This window comes from Bacillus sp. T-10(2022) (genome assembly GCF_056502895.1).
Genome location: NZ_CP113518.1, coordinates 2,595,191 through 2,616,276, shown reverse-complemented (window position 1 = coordinate 2,616,276; position 21,086 = coordinate 2,595,191). Strand labels below are relative to the sequence as shown.

Sequence of the window (21,086 nt, the reverse complement as noted above, 5' to 3'; positions counted from 1 at the left end):
CTTATCATTTCGTCATCAATTCAAGCCAGTATTTGTAAAAATTCCTTTGGCTCGCTTCCGTGAATTTATCATCGTAAGCAACACCAGGTCCTATAAAATCAACTGGTTCTCGATGAAGGCCCATTGTATAATTGTAGGTTAGATTCTTTAGGAAAGGCATTGGACCTTGGGCTGCTTCAGTAATATCCGTAAACACTTCCGTATCATCCTGTTCGAAAATACCGGATGGGCTAAAGGTCAAGATAAATGAATCTCTTGATCTATCTTTCCAATCTTGAGTGGCGTTCTTTTCCACGAGCATCCAAGCGATCACTTCCATTTGATTGTGACCGATTGGCCGCCACATTCTAATAGAAGTGTTGGAGATGAACTGGTCTTTGATTTTTGTATGGGATATTAAAAATGATAAGTTGGGGAAAACGTTTCCAATCATATTCTTTAAGTTTGATAACACTTCATATTGTTCTTCAGACAAATTAGTTTTAAATTCATCTTTCAATTCTTCCGGGAAAGCGAAGTCAGGGTTAGGTGTCCCTAAGTTCAGTCCATGCCCGTTATCCATATGGATTTGAAAACCACGCTTTGAATAGGTAGCATTGGGCACCATGCCCAGTTTTGCAATGGAACCGTGTGTGACCATCGTGTGATAGGAATCACCAACAAAGTTATCGGAACCAACTTTCCAGTTGGATTTAACAATGAATCTTTGCGGGACACCGATAACTTCCATTTCTGCACGTCCTACAAGGATATCCAAATACCATTTAATGTCTCCAAGAAACTCTTCAAGTGGCTCTGCATCTTCATTCCAAGTTCCAAATAAAAGACCTTTATAGGATTCAAGCTTCACTTTGTGAAGGCCCAATTCCGACCGGTCAAGGTTGCCCCCATATATGTCCTTTTGTAATGGCACCCCTACGAGCTCTCCAGTGTTTTTAAAATTAAATCCATGGTAGGGACACGTAAATAATGACTTGTTCCCTTTATCTGCACGGCATAGTTTCATTCCGCGATGGGTGCACATATTATAAAACGCCCTGATTTCCCCTTCAGCATCACGTGTGATGATGAGCGAGTAGCCAGCTAGTTCACGGGTCATGAAGTCTCCTTTGTTGGGTACTTCAGAATCATGACCGATAAAAACCCATGTTTTCAAAAACACTTTTTCATGTTCTATATCATAAACCTTTGGGTCTCCAAGGAGGTATGCAGGTATAACGCCTTCCTCTGGTTTAACCGTTTCGTTCAAATAGTCAACAACTTGCTGTTTCGACATTTCTTCTAAGGATTTTTCAGTTTTAAGCATACTTTTTCTCTCCCTTCCAAGCTTTACATCATAATGCATTACCCGATTTGAACGCTCTTTTCCTTATTTTGCAGAGTCGCCAAAACACTTAATGCCGCTAGATAACTCGTTTTCGGATTATTAGGCATCGGATCATTTTCCACTTCCAGTTTCAGTTTCCCGAACGAACCTGAAGCTTCTATCAGGTGATTGTTTTTTAACACATTTGGATCGGCAATGATTTTCACTTTCGTCTTTTCTGATCCAAGACCAGCCATTGACAGCACAATCGCAACATTAATGTTTCTCGGAAACTGTTTGATTGCTTCTGCAGCAGATCCTTCAAATAATACCGTTTCTTCTGTCACTGAAGCCCCTCCGGGCAATGCGCTTGGCGGTTTTCTTGTGGTGATGCAAACAGATTCAAGGCCATTCACCGCTTTTGCCGATTTAAGTACATCGAGACCTCCAATCGCACCAGACGGAAGGAGAATATTCACGTTATTCATTTTGCAAATCTGATTTGATTGTTCTTCAAAGGCAGTATTCGCCATCACGCCAATGCTGCTAAGCAAGAGATCCTTCCCGCTTTTAAGCACTTTCAATGCATACTCTTCAGCTGCTTCAATCGTTGCTGCCTCTATAACCATATCTACATCGGATTTAAGTAGTTCGTCGACATCACTAAATGACTGTGTCCTGAATTCCTCTGCTAGCTGTGCCGCGACTTCTTCACGGCGGGCATATATCGCAACGATTTTCCCACCTGGAAGAAGTCCGTCGTTATTAATTGCCTGTAGCAGAAATTTCCCGATATTACCGCACCCGATTAAACCTAATTTCATGTAGTTTCATCCTTCCTCAATCAGCAAACCCGTATGAGTCCGCAAAGAATTCCAACCCGCAATGTCTTGTTTCCCGCGAAACCCCACTTTCTTTTAAGCCAGGGAAATCCAGAGCCAAGTCGCTGAAAACGGTATGATTATTATGGAAAACCGCACCAGCTTCAAGGCGATCTGCCATTTCGACAGCGATATCTTCATTTTCGGTCCAAACAGATGCACGCAGCGCAAACTCACTATCATTCGCTAATTTTACAGCTTCATCAATATCATTGAAAGGTAAAATTGGAATGATCGGTCCGAATTGTTCCACTCGAACCAATTCGCTCTGTTGATCGACGCCAGTAATAATGGAAGGAAGCATATAATAACCTTTATCCCAAGTTTCCGGATTCAGCTGAATGCCGGTTGTGATTATATTTCCTCCTGACTTAGCGGTACGTTCGATCAAGCCATTCACAAAATCATATTGTGCTTTATTATTCAATGGACCCATAGTTACATCAGGCTGAATGCCATCACCAATTACCATCCGGCTAAACTCTTTGGTCAGCTTTTCCACAACCTCATCATAACGTGATTCTTGGACATACACTCTTTTTACAGCAGAACAAACCTGACCCGCTGCTCGTAAAATCCCCATCCTCAAACGTTTGATAGCCGCTTCATCCATTTTGGCATCTTCCAAGATGATGGCAGGATCATTGCCGCCAAGTTCCATATATACTTTTTGCAGATTTCCAGCTGATTTCTGCATGATATCTTTTCCGGTTTCCGTACTTCCGACAAACGCCAATGTCCGTACGCGTGAATCAGAACATAGTGTATCGCCGATTGCTTTTCCTGATCCTGAGACTATATTGATGACTCCTGGAGGAAATTGTTCGGCAACTACTTTTAAACAGGTCATAATCGTTAAAGGACAATTAGTTGCAGGTTTTACGACAACGGCATTGCCTGCCAAAACAGCAGGAATGACCCTTTTAAATGTTAATATCATCGGAGAATTCCAAGGTGTGATGATGGCCGTGACACCTCTTGCCCTTCTTCGGATTTGGACTTTTTGATTACCTGGGAGCACTTCAGGCTTCCACCAATCAAGTAACTCTGCTGCACAGCCCTTCATGACTTCAACACAGCGCAGTAAATCCTTTTTTGCTTCAACAAGTGTTTTGCCATTTTCACGTACAAACACTGTAACATTTTCCTCGATAACCTTTGATAGTTCTTCTGCCGCAGTGTTCATCCGGTTAGCCCGTTCCCCGATATCAGAGCGTGACCACGTTTCAAAAGCATTTTCTGCCGCTTCAATCGCGTCATTCACGATTTCTTCAGAGCATTTTGCCACCTGGCCAACTACTTCGGATGTATTTGCCGGATTTATTACATCGACTTTTTCCGGTAATTCTATCCATTCTCCATTAACTAGATATTTTCCTGAAACAAATGGGTATGTCGAAATCATTCTCAATCCTCCTTATAATTTTTTGGGCTTAAATGCTTCCGCAGCTCCTGGCGGTCCGCCAAATGGCTTGGCCATTGGCCCCACAGCTTCCATATCAACAACGATCATTGAAGGTTTACGTCTTTCCTTTGCCTTTTTCAGTTCGGATATGAATTCATCTCCAGAACCAATACGCACTGCATCAAAATGCATGGACTCAGCCAATTTCACAAAATCAGGACTCAATAAATCCACGGCTACCTGCCGACCATATGCGGCTGTTTGAATGTTGCGAAGAACCCCATAGCCTGAGTCATCGAACAATACGATGATAACTGGTAAGTTTTCTTCGGCTGCCGTGACCATTTCCCCGACATTCACCATAAACCCTCCGTCTCCAGCCATCAGAACGACGGTTTTATCTTGACACCCCATTTGGGCACCGATTGCTGTTGGAAGACCTTGACCGATTCCGCCGCCTGATGCATGAATCGATGTCCTCGGTTCATAGATTTCAAATAAACGGCTGCCCCAAACGTTTGCCTGTACGGTTACATCACGAACTAAAATGGTATCATCTGGTAATATCTCCCTCATGCCATCTACAAATTGCTCATAAGGTCCAAGCGTTTCCCTGAGTTGGGCGCGCACTTCGTTTCTAAGCGACAGAACTTCTTCTAAATAAGAAGGCTCCGCATGAACTGAATGTTCTTCGAGCTTTTGAATGATGGCAGCTAACATATCTTTTGCATCGCCAACCAAACCTATAGTTGCTTTATAGTTCCGGTTAATGGCCTGCCAATCAGCATCGATCGCTATATGTTCTTGTGGCACCGGCACTTTCCAGTTGGATGTTTCATTGCCCCTAAACCTTACACCTACGCTAATCAATAAATCTGCATTTCTTAAAAACCCTTTTGTTGTTTCATATGCCGCAAAATGTCCGATGCATTGTTCATGGTTTTCTGGAATTGAACCTTTTCCTGACTGACTGGTTATAACCGCTGCACCAAGGATTTCCGCTAATTTTTGCAGCTCTTGCGAAGCATTGGCACCGATGACTCCGCCACCGGCCCATATGACAGGACGGCGTGCCCCCACCATTTTTTGCACAGCTTGTTCAGGAATGAATGGCAATGGATTTGTTTCAGATGTTGAAGCTCGTAGCTCTTCCAGTGAAAGATCTTCTATGATCGCCGATTGATAGTCAATGGGAATTTCCAATGTAACCGGACCCGTTGGTGCAGTTAACGCTTCTTCGATCGCCTTCCTTACAACCGCGGCACATTGCTCAGGATTTCTAAGCCTCACTGCATTTTTACATGCTCCGCTCATCATTGATAGCTGGTCTTTACACTCATGTATGTATCCTTTGCCTGTACCAAGATAAGAAGAAGCCACCTCACCGGTAAGATGAAGAAGGGGGACGCCAGCTGCCCATGCTTCCACCAGGGAACCAGCAGCATTTCCTGCCCCTGTTCCAGTACTGGTAATCACTACACCCAATTTCCCAGTGGCACGGGCATAGCCATCAGCCATGTTGACGGCACCGCTCTCACCGCGTGAACAAATGAGTTTGATGCTCCCTTCTCTAAGAATTGCATCATAGATGGGCATATTGTGTATACTGACAATCCCGAAAGCAGTTTCAACTCCTGCTTGAACAAGCTCCTTTACGATGGAATCGGCGGTCGTAAACTCTATTTCTTCTTGTATTTTCATCGCGTTATCCTACCTTTTTCAGTAATATATTTAAAGTGCCTTTCCGATCGCTCCTGCCGTCTCAATCGTCGAACCTGCTACATAACTTGCTTTGTCTGAAGCAAGGAAAACAATGACACTGGCAACTTCTTCCGCTTCCCCTACGCGGCCGAGAGGGATATTCCGTTTTTTCGCAAGGTCTCCGTAATATTCTTCAGGGTCCATATCAGGAGCATTCTTCAATCTTCTTCGCTCCCATTGATCGGTCCGGATCAATCCAAGACTGACTGAGTTTACCAATATATTGTCAAAAGCCAATTCCTGGGATAAGGTTTTGCTTAAATTAAGGAGGCCAGCCCTTGCTGCTGCAGTCGCTACCATATGACGTTCAGGTTCTTTAGCGAGGGTTGCATTAATATTAATAATCCGCCCTCCTCCCCTTTTCACTAAATGAGGATGCGAAGCACGAACGGCATATATGATGGCAAAGAATTTTAACTGAATCTGTTCTTCCCACTGCTCATCCGTTATGTCAAAAAAGTGACCCATCACGCTTTGTCCGGCTGCATTCACCAATATATCGATTCCGCCAAACCTCTCAGCGGTACCATTAATGAAAGAATCCACATCCGATTTTGAGGTGACATCACATGTTGATGCAAAAATATCTGCCTTTTCACCAAATGAGAGCAATTGACTTTGTGCACTTTCCATACGCTCTGCACTTCTGCCGCATATAGCCACTTTCGCTCCTTCAGCTAAAAACATTTCTGCTGTTTTTAATCCCACGCCCGACGTGCCGCCCATAATGACAGCCACTTTTCCTTGCAATCCTAAATCCACTCTCTTCACTCCTTTTCAAAGCCATTTTCCTCAAACGCTGTAACTACGCGCAAGAATAATGGGAGGACATCAAAATCCTCCTCATTTTTCCGCCATGACAGAACCATCTATATGAGAATCAACCCAGCCTGCATCGGGATCGCCTCCCATTGCTTTGCGGGCTTCAGGTTTCGGCGGCCCTGCAATTCCCCACTGGTCCATTAAATGCGGGACCCGTTTCCATACTCGTGCTCTCCACTCAGATTCATCTTCGATCGTTTCCAGATAACATGTATACTCCATAACAAAACCGCCTGGGTCTTGAAAATAACAGAAAATATTGTCTCCAGGCCCATGACGTCCAGGTCCCCAAAGTTCTGAAAAGCCCGCTTTTCGCACATTGCTTATTCCTCGCATCAGTTCATCCACGGAATCGACCTCGTATGCGATATGATTGACTGACGCATGCTCATCTTGATTGAAGGCAATGGAGTGATGTTTCCTGTTGCATCGCAGGAATGACATTTGGTGCTCACTCCAATCAGTGACTTTAAAACCAAGTACATCCGTATAAAACTCAACGATCATATCTAAGTTCTTCGTGTTCATTACAACATGATTCAATTTCACTGGGTCAACATTTTTCTTGCTCCAAATAGACGTTTGCACTTCCACCCAAGCCGAAAGCTCGATCACGCGGTTTTCCGGATCAATTAACCGGAGGCCATAACCGGCACCTGCTTCATCCAAATATCTAGGTGGTTCAATAATTCGAACGCCCTTCGATTGTAATATTCCTGCTGCACGGTCCACCGCATTTTTATCGACCATGCCAAAAGCTATATGATGCAAACCACGTTTTTCTCCCTTGTGAAGGCTTAAAATATGATGTTCCGGTCCAGCCCCGCGGAAATAAACCGTATTCTCCTCTTCCGGAACATCCACTCTATCAAGTCCCCAAACCTTTTCATAAAACTCTGCTTGATCGTCGAAATTCGGAGTTATCATGCTTATATGTCGTAAATGAGTAATCCCAAGCATTTTTTATACCTCCCATAATTTAATGACTTTAAATAAATTGAATTGGCCATATTTAACAATCTAATCGAAAAGGGCGCCTCATTAATTTTCATAATGCAGGTGCCCTTTCGGCTAAATGATCACTCTTTAATGATGGCTTCTCTTTCTTTAGCGCGTTGTTTACGCAGTTCTTCGAGGTCACTGCCTTCAGGATAAGTCGGCAAGTTAGGTTTTACTGCCCCTAGCATCACGAGCATGCGCGCTTCCACATCACCGTCATTCCTAATTCCCCGATAAACCCCTGGTGGGCTGCTGATGCAATCTCTCGCACTTAATTTAATTTCATGCACTTCACTGTAGCTATCCTCTTGAATTAATGCCGTGACTTCACCCTCAAGAATGAAAAACACTTCTTCAACATCGTCGTGAAGGTGCAAAGGACCGATACATCCCGGAGGAAGCACCATAGTACTTAAAGTGAAATGTACACCTGCAATTACATTCGTATCGTTATTGGCAGTCGCACCACGTCCGATATATCTCATCTGTGCGCGTCTATAAGCAGGATCAATTTCTTCTTGGAACTTCAAGACATTCCAATCAAGAGTACGGTCTTTCAATCGGGCAACATATTTTTTTTCAAAATCCTTCACTGAGAAAGTTTCTTTTGTCATTTTAAAATTCCTCCCTTATTTGTTGTTTCTTAACCGAGTTATGTTTCATAAGCAAAACATTGTTTTGTCTATGAATTAAGTCTAAAATGAAAACGCTTCATTGTCAACGAATTTTTAGAATATTTAAAACTATTTTTATAATCCGAACGCTCTCCATTATGGGATAAACTTGTAACGATTTGCTTTTCTTAACACAAAAAGTGTGGATTCCCTATTGGGAGATCCACACTTTCGAAAGAGGTTATTCATTTATCAATAGATTTAAATTGTTCAGACATCTTCGTGTTGATAAGGCTTAACCCCGCTATATCCCATATAAACGGATAACTGCCGAGAAACTTCCAACAGTTTCGGCAAGGCAATTTTATCGATGAAATCCTCCTGGTAAGCAGACTCTGTTGCCACGACATTCAAGGCAGCCAACACTTTCCCAGTCCTGTCAAAAATCGGGGCTGCAACGGAACGGATGCCAGGGTGAAATTCCCCGCTTGTCATCGAATAACCATTTTGCCGAATCGATTCCAGCTGTTTTTGAAATTCACCAGGCGCGGTGAGTGTTCTGTCTGTATAAGGAGTCAGGTTTGAGATTTTGAACATTTGCATTAGCATTTCTTTCGGTTGATATGCCAAAAGTAATTTTCCATTGGCCAAAGCATGTGCCGGCAGCCGCAAACCTATGTTCACATTGACAGCTGATACACCTCTGATCGGGGCACTTCCAACATAAACAACTTCCTGTCCATCTAAAATGGACAGATGACAGGAGGCTCCGATTTCATCACGTAAGGTCTCCATATAAGGCTGGACAATTTCCTGGAATTTCAAGCTATTCAAATAGCTGAATCCCAATTCAAGAACCTTTGGCGTTAAACTATAACGTTTGGTATGTTCATCCTGAGACAAGTAACCAATATTTTGTAATGTGAATAATAAACGATATGGTACTGTTCTGCTTACTCCCAGTTGTTTTGCTATTTCTGAAAGAGACAAGCTCGGCTGTACTTCATTAAAGAGCTTAATGATTTCCAACCCTCTAACCAATGAATTAGCACTATATTTCTCTTTCTCTTTTTCTTCGCTTGCCATTCGAGTATTCCCCCCGTTGTGAATAAATCTCATTTTCTCCTGACTATAACCATTCAGAAAAGCTTTCTTCATACCTAGAAAGAAGAACTTGCTGAATATGTACATTTTTTTCTGATTGTTCATTTGGTGAATGTTTTTGATGCATACTTCAATGGTTGCCTGCTTTCTTTTGCTTCCTTAACTAGACAGGAACTTTTTGCGCCAGTAGCTGCGCACTGCCCTCTGCTTTACAAGTTCATCCGACCAAATTTCGATGGATTGTAATCAATTCAGAAGTTTCCGTTTACTTTCTTTCATGCTAACAACAGCTGGCCCACGAGTCACATCAGATATAATCAACGCTTTCACAGCTTCCGGAAAACGGCTAGTAAAAGCCTAGAGCGATAACCAAGCTGGTGTCTTCAAGCGCTATTCCTTATCCCTATTCCTGATAATGAATCGGGCAGTACTGCAAATTGGCAACCATTTCTACCTCACAATCCTTTACTCTTCATGTATAAATAGAATAGTGTATATGTGTCAATTAAAGCATATTTACATATATAAAACTATTTGGAAGGCCTAGCTTAATTGACTTATCAATAGAAAAGCTTGTTGTTTTATAACCAAATATAACCAATTACACAAGTAAAAACAAATGAAGCATTTTAATACGTCGATATTCTCTGCCAAATCACGGAATTTTCCAATATTAAGTATTTCATATACAAAACAATATAAATGAATTATAGATTTTCCTGATTTCAAATTCAATATCAACAAGTCAGAATTATTAATAATTTGATAATAATTTGTTTTTTTGACACAAAGAATTAGATTTACATCCATTATAAGTCCTGGCTTAATAGAGATCCACCTCTCAATAGGATGAAACAGAGTTCATTTTTTAACTGAAAGCGCTTATAAGATTATTTATTCTAAAAATAGAAAATTATCTAAATATTAAATTGACAATCAAATTATTTTAATTTATCGTTAAGAAAGTAAAACTTTGTTTTCCTTACAAAACACTTCTGTTCCTTTTTATCTATCAAAATTATAAAGAAAGGCGGGAAAATCAAAACTAGTACCTTTCTAAAGGGATAACCGTAAAACACTTATTCTCACATGTAAGTGTTTTAAGGAATGCTAAAAAGCGATAAGGAGATGGTATTATGTTAAATGGGCAAAAAAGATGGTTGTATATTGCCGTTCCAATTTTTTTCTTTTGGTTTTTCGGACAAATTGATAAAGTTGGCATTTCCATCATTCAAACAGATCCGGAATTCTTGCATGCACTCGGTATGACTGGTGATGACAAAAATGCAAAGATCGGTCTTCTATCATTTGTATTCACCATTGCTTATGGAGTTTCAAATCTTTTTTGGGGCTTCATTATTGATAAATTAGGTGCCCGTAAAACAGCCATCGGCGGTTTATTCATTTGGACACTCACGATGATCACGTCAGGCCTGGCAAATTCATATGAAATGTTTTTAATAAGCAGGATCATTCTTGGTTTTGGTGAGGGGATGATGATTCCGGTTTCCGGAAAATTCATTTCTAACTGGTTTAATAAACGCGAATTGGGAAGGGCCCAGGCATCTTGGCTTACCGGAAACTATTTAGGACCGGCAATGGGAGCCATTTTCTTGGTGCTCGTGATATCTTTACTCCACTGGCAAGCAGCTTTCTTTATGCTTGCAGCTTTCAACTTATTTATAAATATCCCGATGTTCATCTTCATGACGAGGAATACACCAGAAGAGCACCCCCGGATAAGTAAGGAAGAATTGGCTTTCATTCGCCAAACGGATGATGAAATGAAAGAAACCACCTCCTCCGAGAACAAGAAGAGTTTCGCCCAAGATTATCGTTTCTGGATTGTTTGGTTCGGCATGCTCGTATGCTCCTTTTTATTTTTCGGAATCAGCATTTGGCTTCCTACCTACCTCATTGAGGCAAAAGGGTTCGAAAAGGAAGGAATGTCGAGCATTACTTCACTTTCCTGGCTATTCGCTTTAGGATTTGTCTTGGCATGCGGTTTTCTGGCTGACAAAACCAGACGTCCAAGTTTGATGGCCACGATTCTATTTTCATTGACGGCTGTCTTTTTGACTGTAGCTGTCTTCATCCCCAATCCTATTTTGGCAGGACTATGTATGGGACTGGCAATGGGATGTCAAGGCGGTGTGTTCCATCTAAGTAATATGCTCATGGTAAAATACTCAACACCTGAAACTGCAGGACGAGCCGCTGGTCTAATTGGATTCACGAATATCATGGGCGGCTTTTCGAGCTATATCATGGGATGGCTTCGTGACTTGTCTGGCGGGGACTTCAGTTCATCGATCGCCATGCTGATTTTTACAGCCATCTTAGGTTTGGCAGCTTATTTATTCTCCATTAAGAGAGAATCCGCAGAACTGCGCTTATCACCATTAACTGTACAAAAGATACAAGCATGAAGTCGTTGCAAAATCAGTTTTATCACCTAAATCAACAAAAAAAACCCTTGAATTATCAAGGGTTTTTTTGTGCCGACTTAACAGCAAGTCGGTACAATACCGTTATTTTTGCATTTCCCGATAAAATTTTCCACCGCTTACTCCGAATCACTCCTTTATTTGTATAAATATGTCGATAGTTAAAATATTCAAAAAATGATATTTTTTTGAATGCCCATGTTATATTGTTAATGGAAAAAAATACTTGTCAAGTAAGGTGAGTGTGTGAATATAGAAGTTTTAATTCTCCATTATATTCAGGAAAAACGTCAAAAGCCTAACCATGCCAATGAATTATTGGATTATATTCAGAATGAATATGTAAACGGGAAGCTGTCAATCTTGCAATATAGAAGTCTCTGTCAGGACTTATATCTTCGAGGAGCCAAACAAACGTCTCCTGGATGAAACTACACCCTTGTCACTAGCCATACTACTTCCAATTGTGAATGAATTTAGTTTCTGTTTTTTCCGCAACGACCTATCTTTAAGAGTAAAGCCGGTCATTTTATAACTAAATAAAAGCCTCCGTGATCTGTCACCCCAAGACAGTTCACGGAGGTAAATGCTACTTAATCAGGGATTGCAGAAATTTTCTTTAATTAAATGAATATATCGAAAATTAAAACCAAACCGAATGCCACGAAGGATAGTAAGGTTTCCATGACTGTCCAAGTTTTGAAAGTTTCTTTAACGGTTAATCCCATGTATTCTTTTACTAACCAGAAACCGGCGTCATTAACATGGGAGAACATAAGTGAGCCTGCTCCCGTGGCAATAACGAGCAATTCAAGATTAACACCCGTCATATTGGCAACGACCGGCGAAACGATCCCTGCTGCCGTAGTCAAAGCGACGGTTGCAGAACCTGTGGCAATCCGAATCAGTCCGGCCACAAGAAATGCAAGAACGATCGGTGATAAAGAAATTTCTTCAGACATGGAAGCGATTGCAGTCCCTACTCCACTATCAATTAAAATTTGCTTGAATCCTCCGCCAGCACCGATAATAAGAATTATGGAAGCTAATGGCAATAAGCATTCTTCCGTCAACTTTTTAATTAGTGATTTGTCCATACCCTGTCTGTAGCCCAAGAAATAGTAAGCTGCAAAACAGGAGATTAATAGGGCGATCACTGGACTTCCGATAAACAATAAGAATTTTTCAATGGCACCCGGTATCGGCACATAAGGCGCCACTACCGTTAAAACCATCAACAATACCGGCAAAAGGATGATGAAGAACGAAACTCCAGTGCCTGGTAATCCACTTGACTTTGTTTCCACCCGGATCAATTCCGGTTCTCCAACAGGAATGACCCGTTTATGAATCCATCTTGCGAATAAAGGTCCCGCAATTACAGCAGTCGGGAATGCGATGATCAATGAGTACAGAAGTACTTGTCCCATGTTAGCATTATAAATTCCAATGGCTGTCATGGCTCCAGGATGCGGAGGTACCAGCCCATGTACGATCGATAAACCAGCAAGTACTGGAATACCAATTAACAAGATGTTCACTTTGGTAGATTTCCGAATGGAAATGACCAAAGGCAGCAATATTACTAAACCAACCTCGAAAAATACGGGAATGCCGATGATGAAACCAGATAAAAGCATGGCCCATGGCAGTTTTTTCACGCCGAATTTATTAATGAAAAAGTCAGCAACCTGCATCCCGGCTCCAGAGTCGGACATCATCTTTCCTAAGATGGTCCCTAAGGCCAATATTCCAATAAGGTGACCTAGGACAGCTCCGACACCCGTTTCATAAGCTCCGACAATCTTGTCCATTGGCAGTCCAGAAAAAACCGCTAAAAATAAACTGGCTACAGTCAAGCTAATGAATGCATGCCATTTCCACCATGATACCCCCAAAATAACTATTACGATTGCTATCAGCGTGATTCCTAATAAATATAGATCCATATGTTCTCCCCATTCCCAAGAAATCGCTTACAATCAAACCAATACAATAAATGGGATTATTGTACCGGCTCGTTATATGTCACAATGTAGTTCTGTTTAGCCGTGTTGTAATATCCTTCACTGTATTCCATAACATTTCCGTCCCCATCACTGGAAATCCGAATCCTCTTTAGTACTGGACTATTGTTTTCGATTTTCAGTGTTTCGCAAATGTGATCCGGAGCGATAGCAACGGCAAACTCATCTCTGAATATTTCAAGTTTGACGTTTTGATCTTCCAAAAAGCGGTACAAAGAATTGATTTGGACCTCTTCTATCTCTTCTTGGTTTAAATCAAGTGAAACATAATGTGTAAAGTAAATATAAGGTTCATTGTCCAATAAATATATCCGTTCGATACTTAAGCAATGGTCACCAAATAAAGAATGCAGCTTAGAGTCTGAAGAAAGGTCAACATGACTTATGTTTAACACCTTTTTTAAAATGGAGTGCCCTTCCTCCACCAACAGCTCTGTGAAACGCTTTCCTTTTGAAAGTTTGACAATCGAACCATTAGCTATGACTCTAGTGCCTTTGCCGCTTTTCTTTTCAACATACCCTTCTTGAACTAGTTCTTTGATTGCATTTCGGACAGTTACCTTACTTACGTTAAATTCTTCTTCCAAAAGAGGCTCAGAGGGAATGTTTGTGTCGATGGCATAAACCCCATGTAAAATACGATCCTTTAAAATTTCTTTTATCTGTAAATACATCGGTCCATTTTTTCTGTTCACATTCATTCCTAATCTCCTGCCTTTATCTCTTAATATCTTCCATTTTACCTTCCATTGCCGAGAGTATCTCCTTTTCGGTTGCCAAAGGAGTATCTCCAACGACAGTACATGCCAGCATTCCTGATACAGCCGCAAACCGAACTGCCTTTTCAGGGGAAAATCCTAGCAATTCGCCATGCAGGATTCCGCTGGTGTAGGCATCGCCTGAACCTATTCTATCATATACGGAAAATGATAGGATATCGGAAAAGTAAAATGTCACTTCCTTGTATATATACCCCCTCAATGTATGGCTATTATCACTGTTGATCGAACGATGTGTCCCTGCTATCGATTGAATATTGAATTTCTTGGCCACTTCAGGGATCAACTCAATAAGCTGCTCTTCCCTTGTGGAGCTTTCTGACTTCATTCCTAAAATATATAGGGCGTCTTTCTCATTCATCATGACGATATCAGCCAAAGAAAGCATTTCTTCATAATGAGGCTTTGCGTCAGCGTAACCTCCCTCCCATAAAGAGGGACGGTAATTGCAATCGAAACAGACTGTACCGCCTCTTTCTTTGACTTTTCCAGCCAGCGCCTTCATACTTTCCCGTACATTTTCCGCCATTGCGAGCGTGATTCCGCAAAAATGGATGATATCCGTACTTTCCGAAATCATATCCATATCATAATCGGATAAGGTGGCTGTATTAAAACTGCTTTCCAGTCGATTGGAATATGTGACACGGCTCGCCCGCTGTCCAAATCCATTTTCCAAAAAGTACATCCCCATGTATTTGCCGCCTCTAGAGATGAAGTTCCTTCCAATTCCTAAGCGCTGCAAAGCTGAAATCGCTGAATCCCCAAGTGGGTTATCCGGTAACTTGGTCACAACATACCCATCATGTCCTAGTTTTGTCATCGCAGAAGCTACGTTTACTCCCGTGCCCGAAAAGGAGTATTGCAGAGTGTTAGCCTGTGATAGCAATTCATACCCTGGTACCTGCAAACGCATCATAACTTCCCCGAATGCCACAATCCTTTTAGGCATATTTTTCAACCAATTTTTTTGTCATGGCCAATAATTTCCGTACATCCTCCCCATTCGTTTTACCAGTCTCTTCATCGATGATGGAAGAATATACATGGGGAATGACTTTAGGCACTTTTGCTTCTAATGCAATTTCTAATATGGTCTCGAAATTACTTAAATCGATTCCACCTGTCGGTTCCAATGCAAACCCCTCTTCACCACAAGCTTTTGCAACAGCACGATATTCATCTTCATGCTTCAGGCCTTTCATCGGGAAGTATTTCAAAGCATTTCCACCCATATCGCGAACAAGCGCAATGGCAGCTTTGATAGGCACAATGGCAGTTTCACTTGCACCTGCACTTACTGGACCAGTGGAGATATTCACATAACCGACTTTCCCAGTTGGAGAAACAAGAGAATTTATCCAGCTATCCTTATCGCCTAAATTGGCCCTCGTAGCACCAACAGCCGGAAAAACCTGATTAATATGACTGCCTGGATAGTATTTTGCTATTTCTGCGACAACTGCTGCCTGTCTATTATCGCCCGCGCCCAATCCTATTGAAACGGCCTCATCAATGGCTTCCCCGTATTCTTTCATTGCTGTAACACCAGCTTCGACAGTTGGATAATCCTTTGAGAGTACACCAACCAATACATGGCCTTCCGCAGCTTCAAAGACTTCCACTGCATTTTCCACACTATTTGCAAGTACATTTAAGGCTACACGATCATTCAATAACCGTTTATTTATGTTTGTCATCCTTGTTTTCCTCCTAATATGGTTCTTAATTGTGCTTCAATGACATTTATATCATCACCCTGCAATGGACGCGGATCTATATCGAAAAAGCCTTGCCGTATCCCATAATCACGTGTATAAATGGCAATATTCCCATTTCTGAGCTGCTCGTTCACTTCTTTCGCCGTCGTTTTCGTTATCAAAGGATCAATGGAAATACGGGCTCTATATATGGCGCGGCCGGCTTCATCCTGCACTATCGTTACTTTTACGCCATCAATGGAGTCAAGTGATGTGAGAACTTGTAAACTAGCTTTTTCTTTTTCGCTATTATCTATCTTGACAAAATACTCATCCAATGCCTGAAGCAGCCCAAAGGTAGTTTCCTTTCCAACCTTCATGCTCCTTCCGATACAGTGCAGTTGAACCTTTACCCATTCGATATATTTTTTTCTGCCAGCAACGATACCTGACGTGGGTCCTTCAATGGCTTTTGATCCACTATAGATCGCCAAGTCGGAGAATTGTACATATTTTTTCAAATCCTCCTCAGCTGCTGCATCGACAATCAGAGGGATACTATTCTTTTTGGCCACTTCCCACGCTTCTTCGACCGATATCATATTTTTCTGAACAGCATGATGCGATTTCACATATAAAATGGCGGCAGTATTTTCATTAATGGCATCCGCAATATGTTCTGCCTTCCCTTCGTTTGCATACCCAACTTCAACCAATTTTCCGCCACCAAGGTAAATCATGGTTTCAACCGGTGCACCATACTGAACGTTATGGCCTTTCAGCATGATGATTTCATTCTTTTGAATAAGATCTTGATAAAGCCTTTCACTTTTCCTTCTGTTTCCTTCAGTCACGATCGCCGCTACAGAAAGCGCAATTCCACTTGATGCTGAGTTTACGACGACCGCTGCTTCAGAATGAAGCAAATTCGCTATATGCTGGCCTGACTTATCGACTAAATCAGAAATTTCAACATAATTTTGCCCACCTTTTTTCATCGCGTCCATCACTGTGTCAGTCGGGGCAGAAACCCCCAATATGCTCATTCTTCCGCTTGCATTGATGACTCTTTTCAAACCGTATTTAGCGTTCAATGAATTCTCCATTTATAACCACTCCTTTTACAACAACTCTTTTTTCTGCCATCCTTTTTTCACCTTCGGAATCCAATAAAAGAGTCGGCTCTTTCTCGATCGAGAATAAGGTCAAGTTCGCAATATCCCCAGTTGAAATCCTGCCAAGCTCTGGTTTATGCAACCAAGCTGCTGCATTGACCGTAACGGCATCTATTACCTCTTTTAATGGATAACCGAGGTACAAAAATTTTGTTAGCACATTTGCCATATTAAAAACTGGCCCATTCTCTCTGTTTTTCCGATATATATCCGTACTGATCGTATTGAAGCGGATTCCCCGCTTTTTCGCCATTTCGGCAGTTTTAAAAGAAAAGCTTGCCGTTCCATGACCTACATCCAAATGGACACCACGTTCAATCGCCTTACTGAACTCAGGCAGCGGCTCTTCTCTTACATCAAATAAATTATTCGCTTTACCATTTAAAAAATGGGTAATAATGTCCTTTTCCTCAAGTAATTCAAGGACTTCCTTAATATCAGGTGGCCCTGAACCGATATGGACCATTAATGGTAAACCAGTTTCAGCCGAGAACCTCCTTGCGATTTTTAATGGCTCGACACCATTTGGACCAACCACACTTTTACTTATTCTCGCTTTAAGTCCAACGACAAAATCCTCGTACTTGGAAATTGCCTTCCTTAATTCTCCTTCGTCCAGCCATGAAATATCCGATAACTCATCAATCCTTTTCAATCCAATCCGCGAAATATTCAGAAAGGCGAAAACATTCGTTTTGGAATTTTCACAACTGCTAACCAGATCAGATATCCTATCTGCCCCCGTGCTTCCTGCATCAATGACCGTTGTTACACCAGTTTTATATCCAATTTCATCAACTTCATCACCATAAGGATCGAATTCCGGGAAAGCATGTACATGCATATCAATCCATCCGCTAGAAACATAAACTTTTTGATCATAATCTAATATCTTATCTCCTGTTGCAGTTCCGGGTAGTGCGATTTCTTTAATCATCCCATTTTCCAGTATGATATCCGCTGCATTTCCCTCTAACATCTTTACATTCTTCAGAACTAACGTATCTGTCATTTCCCTCATCCTTTTCGATACTTCCTATCGATTGCAAGTACTTTGTATACGGTTACACTGAATTGTGTAAGAATTCATTACATTTCTCTTTACAAAAACAGATTATCATATTTTGCCGAACTAATCAATATAACGTTATAATGTTTCATTTAAATTTACAGAATTTTTAATAGATCATCGTTTGTTTTTCGATGTGCTTCTAGTTTCTTCATATAATATGATCTCATTAGGTTTATTTAAATTTTTCGTGCTTTTCATAAAAAAAGGCGGGACGAAAAACAATCTGTTTTTCCTCCCGCCTTTTATTTTTAACGAATTCACAAAATCCATTTATGAAAGTTCCCACTCTAATTATCCGGAAATAATGATTTTTTTATAAAAACTAACACTAAGTCAGAATAAAGACTAATGGGATTAAAGGGTTTGAACGGTTCCTCCAGACACCGCTAAAGGACCCCTTTTGTCTCCAAACCGAATAATTAGATTCTTTTTTTCTTTTTATTCAACCATATAATTAATCCAATTATTGCTATAAATAAAATTAATAGGTCTATGTTGTACATAGAAAATAAATTTCGACCAGCTATTATTACTGAGGACATCCTGATTATAAAACCTAGACATATAGAAATAAGTACAATTTTCACTGTTTTAAAACTTTTTTCCTTATTTTCCATATTTATCCTGACCTCCTACATATAGTTATATAGTATGATATTATACCAAATTTTCAAAAAAGTATAAGGGAGTGTTATGAAAATGAAGAAAAAGACCTTATTTTTAATACTAATAATAAGTTTATTAGTATTCTCACATGTCCCCAATACATTGGCCGAAGAGAAAAATGAAACAATACCTTCATCAACAGTCACCCCCATTGTGGAAGTCAAATTAATTAGTGATGATGTTATACAAATACAACCAACAGCAAGCATCATTGAAATGAGCAAACCTATTGCTCATCAAGCTAAACTAACAAATACCCAATTAGGAAAGATGGTAAAGGCTCATCAAAAGGGAACAACATGGTTAAGCATCGTAAGTACTCTTGTGTTTGCAGGTGGCCCAACCGCACCAGCAGGAGTAGCTACTGCACTGGCATCAGCACTTGCTGGCAGTCCTAATAGTTTAATAGCAGCATATTATTCCGGAAAACATGCTTATCATGTATCAGTCTATGCTAGTGGTAAAAAACCAAGTTTATCTAAAATAACGTATATATATTACACTAAGTCAAATCTTTCATTTAGAAGCCCTCGTTAATTAATCTATCCCGCTCCTAGTATTACAGAGGAAATGGCGCTTTCCATGATTATAAAAAACCAAGAATGCTTATTTAAATGCATTCTTGGTCTTGGTAATTGCAATACTTCATTTGATTTTCTTTTTATGACATTCACTTAATATATATCCCGTTCCTATGAAAGCCTTTAATTTACCTTTTTCGATCCTTTCCAATGGATTTCCCTCAAACGGTATTTTTGTAGCTTACCTGTTGCCGTTTTCGGTAAAGACTCTACGAATTCAACTTTTGTCGGTGCTTTAAAGTGAGCCATGTTTGAACGGCAAAAGGTAATGATCTCATTTTCTGTCACTTCCGCATTGGGGTGCAACACAATGATTGCCTTAGGCGTTTCTCCCCATTTATCGTGTGGGATGGCAATGACCGCTGCCTCCAAAACATCTGGATGTTTATACAATACCCCTTCCACCTCTGTTGAAGAAATATTTTCTCCCCCGGAAATGATTAAATCCTTAGCCCTGTCCTGTATTTCAATATAGCCATCAGGATAGGTCACTGCCAGATCCCCTGTATGAAACCATCCATCCCGAATTGCTTCGGCCGTCTTTTGCGGATCCTTATAATATCCTTCCATTACAACATTGCCGCGAGTAATGATTTCCCCCAGTTCCTTTCCATCCCAAGCGACTGCTTTTCCATCTTGATTGACTACCATCGTTTCCCCATTGAAAACCAATTCAATACCTTGTCTTGCTTTTATTATTGCTTGTTCGTCCGCCGATTTAGCTTCAAACTCATCCTTCCACTCGTTATATAGGATGAAAGGGGAAGTTTCTGTTAATCCATAAACGTGAATCATATTCAAACCAAGTATTTCTTGTGCCTTTTGTATAAGCGCTGCTGCTGGAGGAGCACCTGCTGTTGCCATCCTTGGACGCACTTTGATATTTGTTTCTTTTGCTTTAGGATCATTCACTAGCATATTGACGACAGTAGGTGCTCCACATAACAATGTAATATTATGCTGGGCGAATAATTTGAGAATAAGAGGAGGATCAACTTTCCTTAAACATACATGGGTCCCGCCAGTAGCCGTTACCGACCATACACCCCCCCACCCATTTGCATGAAACATTGGCAGGGTATGTAAGTATACATCGTCATGCTTCACTCCAAGGTGATAAATGAAATTAGCTGCATTCATGTAATTCCCGCGATGGGTCAACATTACCCCTTTTGGTTTTGAAGTCGTTCCACTCGTGTAATTTATAGTCAAAAGTTGATTTTCATCCATTGTAACCTCTGGCAGTCCATCATCATTTGCATGCAAAATGAAATTCTCATAGTCTATCCCAGGTAAAGTGGTTTCATGTCCTTCAACAGGCACGATAATGATTTTTTCCAATGATAGTCTAGTAATGATCTTTTCGATCGGAGCGGTGAATTCTTCATCGACTATCAACATTTTTGAATCGCTATGCTTGATGATATATTCCAAATCCTCTGCAGCAAGCCTATAATTCAAAGGAACCATTACCGCTCCCATTTGACAAATGCCATAAAAACATTCCAACATATAATGCGTATTTGGCAACATTACTGCAATATGGTCGCCTTTTTCAATTCCCGAAGAATGCAATGCTTTGGAAAGTTGATCTATTCGCTGCCCGAATTCCTTATATGTAAACTCTTTCTCTTCATCGATGATTGCCACTTTTTGAGGATAATATTTTACGGCCCTGCGCTTCCAATCCATTGGGGTTAATGGGGAAATCATTTTACCATCTCCTTCTTTTCAGATTCTTTGTAAT

General features: G+C 40.8%; 18 protein-coding genes. 3 read left to right on the top strand and 15 right to left on the bottom strand.

What is annotated here, in order from left to right:
* Positions 1–4 precede the first annotated feature (4 nt).
* From OSJ91_RS12755 to OSJ91_RS12720, 8 genes are all read right to left on the bottom strand, one after another.
* Complete coding sequence (locus OSJ91_RS12755; protein ID WP_350302499.1) at positions 5–1,306, bottom strand: aromatic ring-hydroxylating oxygenase subunit alpha; 1,302 nt, start codon at positions 1,304–1,306, stop codon at positions 5–7.
* 38 nt (positions 1,307–1,344) lie between these two features.
* Positions 1,345–2,130 carry an aspartate dehydrogenase gene (gene nadX, locus OSJ91_RS12750; RefSeq protein WP_413017380.1) on the bottom strand — a complete coding sequence of 262 codons (786 nt, stop codon included), beginning with the start codon at positions 2,128–2,130 and terminating at the stop codon, positions 1,345–1,347.
* 16 nt (positions 2,131–2,146) lie between these two features.
* Positions 2,147–3,592 carry an aldehyde dehydrogenase family protein gene (locus OSJ91_RS12745; protein WP_485891735.1) on the bottom strand — a complete coding sequence of 482 codons (1,446 nt, stop codon included), beginning with the start codon at positions 3,590–3,592 and terminating at the stop codon, positions 2,147–2,149.
* Between the two features lie 12 nt (positions 3,593–3,604).
* Positions 3,605–5,293 (bottom strand): thiamine pyrophosphate-binding protein, encoded by a 1,689-nt coding sequence (locus OSJ91_RS12740; RefSeq protein WP_485891734.1) that lies wholly within the window; start codon positions 5,291–5,293, stop codon positions 3,605–3,607.
* A 30-nt stretch (positions 5,294–5,323) separates the two neighbouring features.
* Positions 5,324–6,115 carry an SDR family oxidoreductase gene (locus OSJ91_RS12735; RefSeq protein WP_101221933.1) on the bottom strand — a complete coding sequence of 264 codons (792 nt, stop codon included), beginning with the start codon at positions 6,113–6,115 and terminating at the stop codon, positions 5,324–5,326.
* 81 nt (positions 6,116–6,196) lie between these two features.
* Entirely contained in the window at positions 6,197–7,135 is a 939-nt protein-coding gene (locus OSJ91_RS12730; protein WP_485891733.1) for a VOC family protein, read from the bottom strand.
* Between the two features lie 119 nt (positions 7,136–7,254).
* Complete coding sequence (locus OSJ91_RS12725; protein ID WP_350302494.1) at positions 7,255–7,788, bottom strand: cupin domain-containing protein; 534 nt, start codon at positions 7,786–7,788, stop codon at positions 7,255–7,257.
* Between the two features lie 270 nt (positions 7,789–8,058).
* Positions 8,059–8,874, bottom strand: a complete 816-nt coding sequence (locus OSJ91_RS12720) for an IclR family transcriptional regulator (protein ID WP_350302493.1) — start codon at positions 8,872–8,874, stop codon at positions 8,059–8,061.
* Positions 8,875–10,028: 1,154 nt separating this feature from the next.
* On the opposite strand from OSJ91_RS12720, the gene OSJ91_RS12715 reads away from it, so the two are divergent.
* Positions 10,029–11,321 carry an MFS transporter gene (locus OSJ91_RS12715; protein WP_350302492.1) on the top strand — a complete coding sequence of 431 codons (1,293 nt, stop codon included), beginning with the start codon at positions 10,029–10,031 and terminating at the stop codon, positions 11,319–11,321.
* Between the two features lie 264 nt (positions 11,322–11,585).
* A complete protein-coding gene (yppF, locus tag OSJ91_RS12710; RefSeq protein ID WP_214746539.1) occupies positions 11,586–11,768 on the top strand; it encodes a YppF family protein in 183 nt (60 codons plus the stop codon).
* A gap of 194 nt (positions 11,769–11,962) precedes the next feature.
* Here yppF and OSJ91_RS12705 read toward each other — a convergent pair whose 3' ends face one another.
* The 6 genes from OSJ91_RS12705 to OSJ91_RS12680 are packed head-to-tail and all read right to left on the bottom strand — an operon-like array spanning position 11,963 to position 18,032.
* Complete coding sequence (locus OSJ91_RS12705; protein ID WP_350302491.1) at positions 11,963–13,288, bottom strand: GntT/GntP/DsdX family permease; 1,326 nt, start codon at positions 13,286–13,288, stop codon at positions 11,963–11,965.
* Positions 13,289–13,344: 56 nt separating this feature from the next.
* Positions 13,345–14,067 (bottom strand): GntR family transcriptional regulator, encoded by a 723-nt coding sequence (locus OSJ91_RS12700; RefSeq protein ID WP_101221927.1) that lies wholly within the window; start codon positions 14,065–14,067, stop codon positions 13,345–13,347.
* A 16-nt stretch (positions 14,068–14,083) separates the two neighbouring features.
* A complete protein-coding gene (locus tag OSJ91_RS12695) occupies positions 14,084–15,097 on the bottom strand; it encodes a sugar kinase (protein WP_350302489.1) in 1,014 nt (337 codons plus the stop codon).
* Complete coding sequence (gene dagF / locus OSJ91_RS12690) at positions 15,090–15,845, bottom strand: 2-dehydro-3-deoxy-phosphogluconate aldolase (protein ID WP_350302488.1); 756 nt, start codon at positions 15,843–15,845, stop codon at positions 15,090–15,092. The genes OSJ91_RS12695 and dagF overlap by 8 nt, the downstream gene beginning before the upstream one ends.
* Complete coding sequence (locus tag OSJ91_RS12685; protein WP_350302487.1) at positions 15,842–16,951, bottom strand: DgaE family pyridoxal phosphate-dependent ammonia lyase; 1,110 nt, start codon at positions 16,949–16,951, stop codon at positions 15,842–15,844. The genes dagF and OSJ91_RS12685 overlap by 4 nt, the downstream gene beginning before the upstream one ends.
* Complete coding sequence (locus tag OSJ91_RS12680) at positions 16,929–18,032, bottom strand: amidohydrolase/deacetylase family metallohydrolase (protein ID WP_350302486.1); 1,104 nt, start codon at positions 18,030–18,032, stop codon at positions 16,929–16,931. Before OSJ91_RS12680 ends, OSJ91_RS12685 begins: the two co-directional genes overlap by 23 nt.
* Positions 18,033–18,791: 759 nt before the next feature.
* On the opposite strand from OSJ91_RS12680, the gene OSJ91_RS12675 reads away from it, so the two are divergent.
* Positions 18,792–19,295, top strand: coding sequence for a hypothetical protein (locus tag OSJ91_RS12675; RefSeq protein WP_350302485.1), 504 nt, complete (start codon positions 18,792–18,794; stop codon positions 19,293–19,295).
* 167 nt (positions 19,296–19,462) lie between these two features.
* Here the strand turns inward: OSJ91_RS12675 and OSJ91_RS12670 are convergent, their stop codons facing one another.
* Positions 19,463–21,052, bottom strand: coding sequence for a long-chain-fatty-acid--CoA ligase (locus OSJ91_RS12670; RefSeq protein ID WP_350302484.1), 1,590 nt, complete (start codon positions 21,050–21,052; stop codon positions 19,463–19,465).
* Positions 21,053–21,086 lie beyond the last annotated feature (34 nt).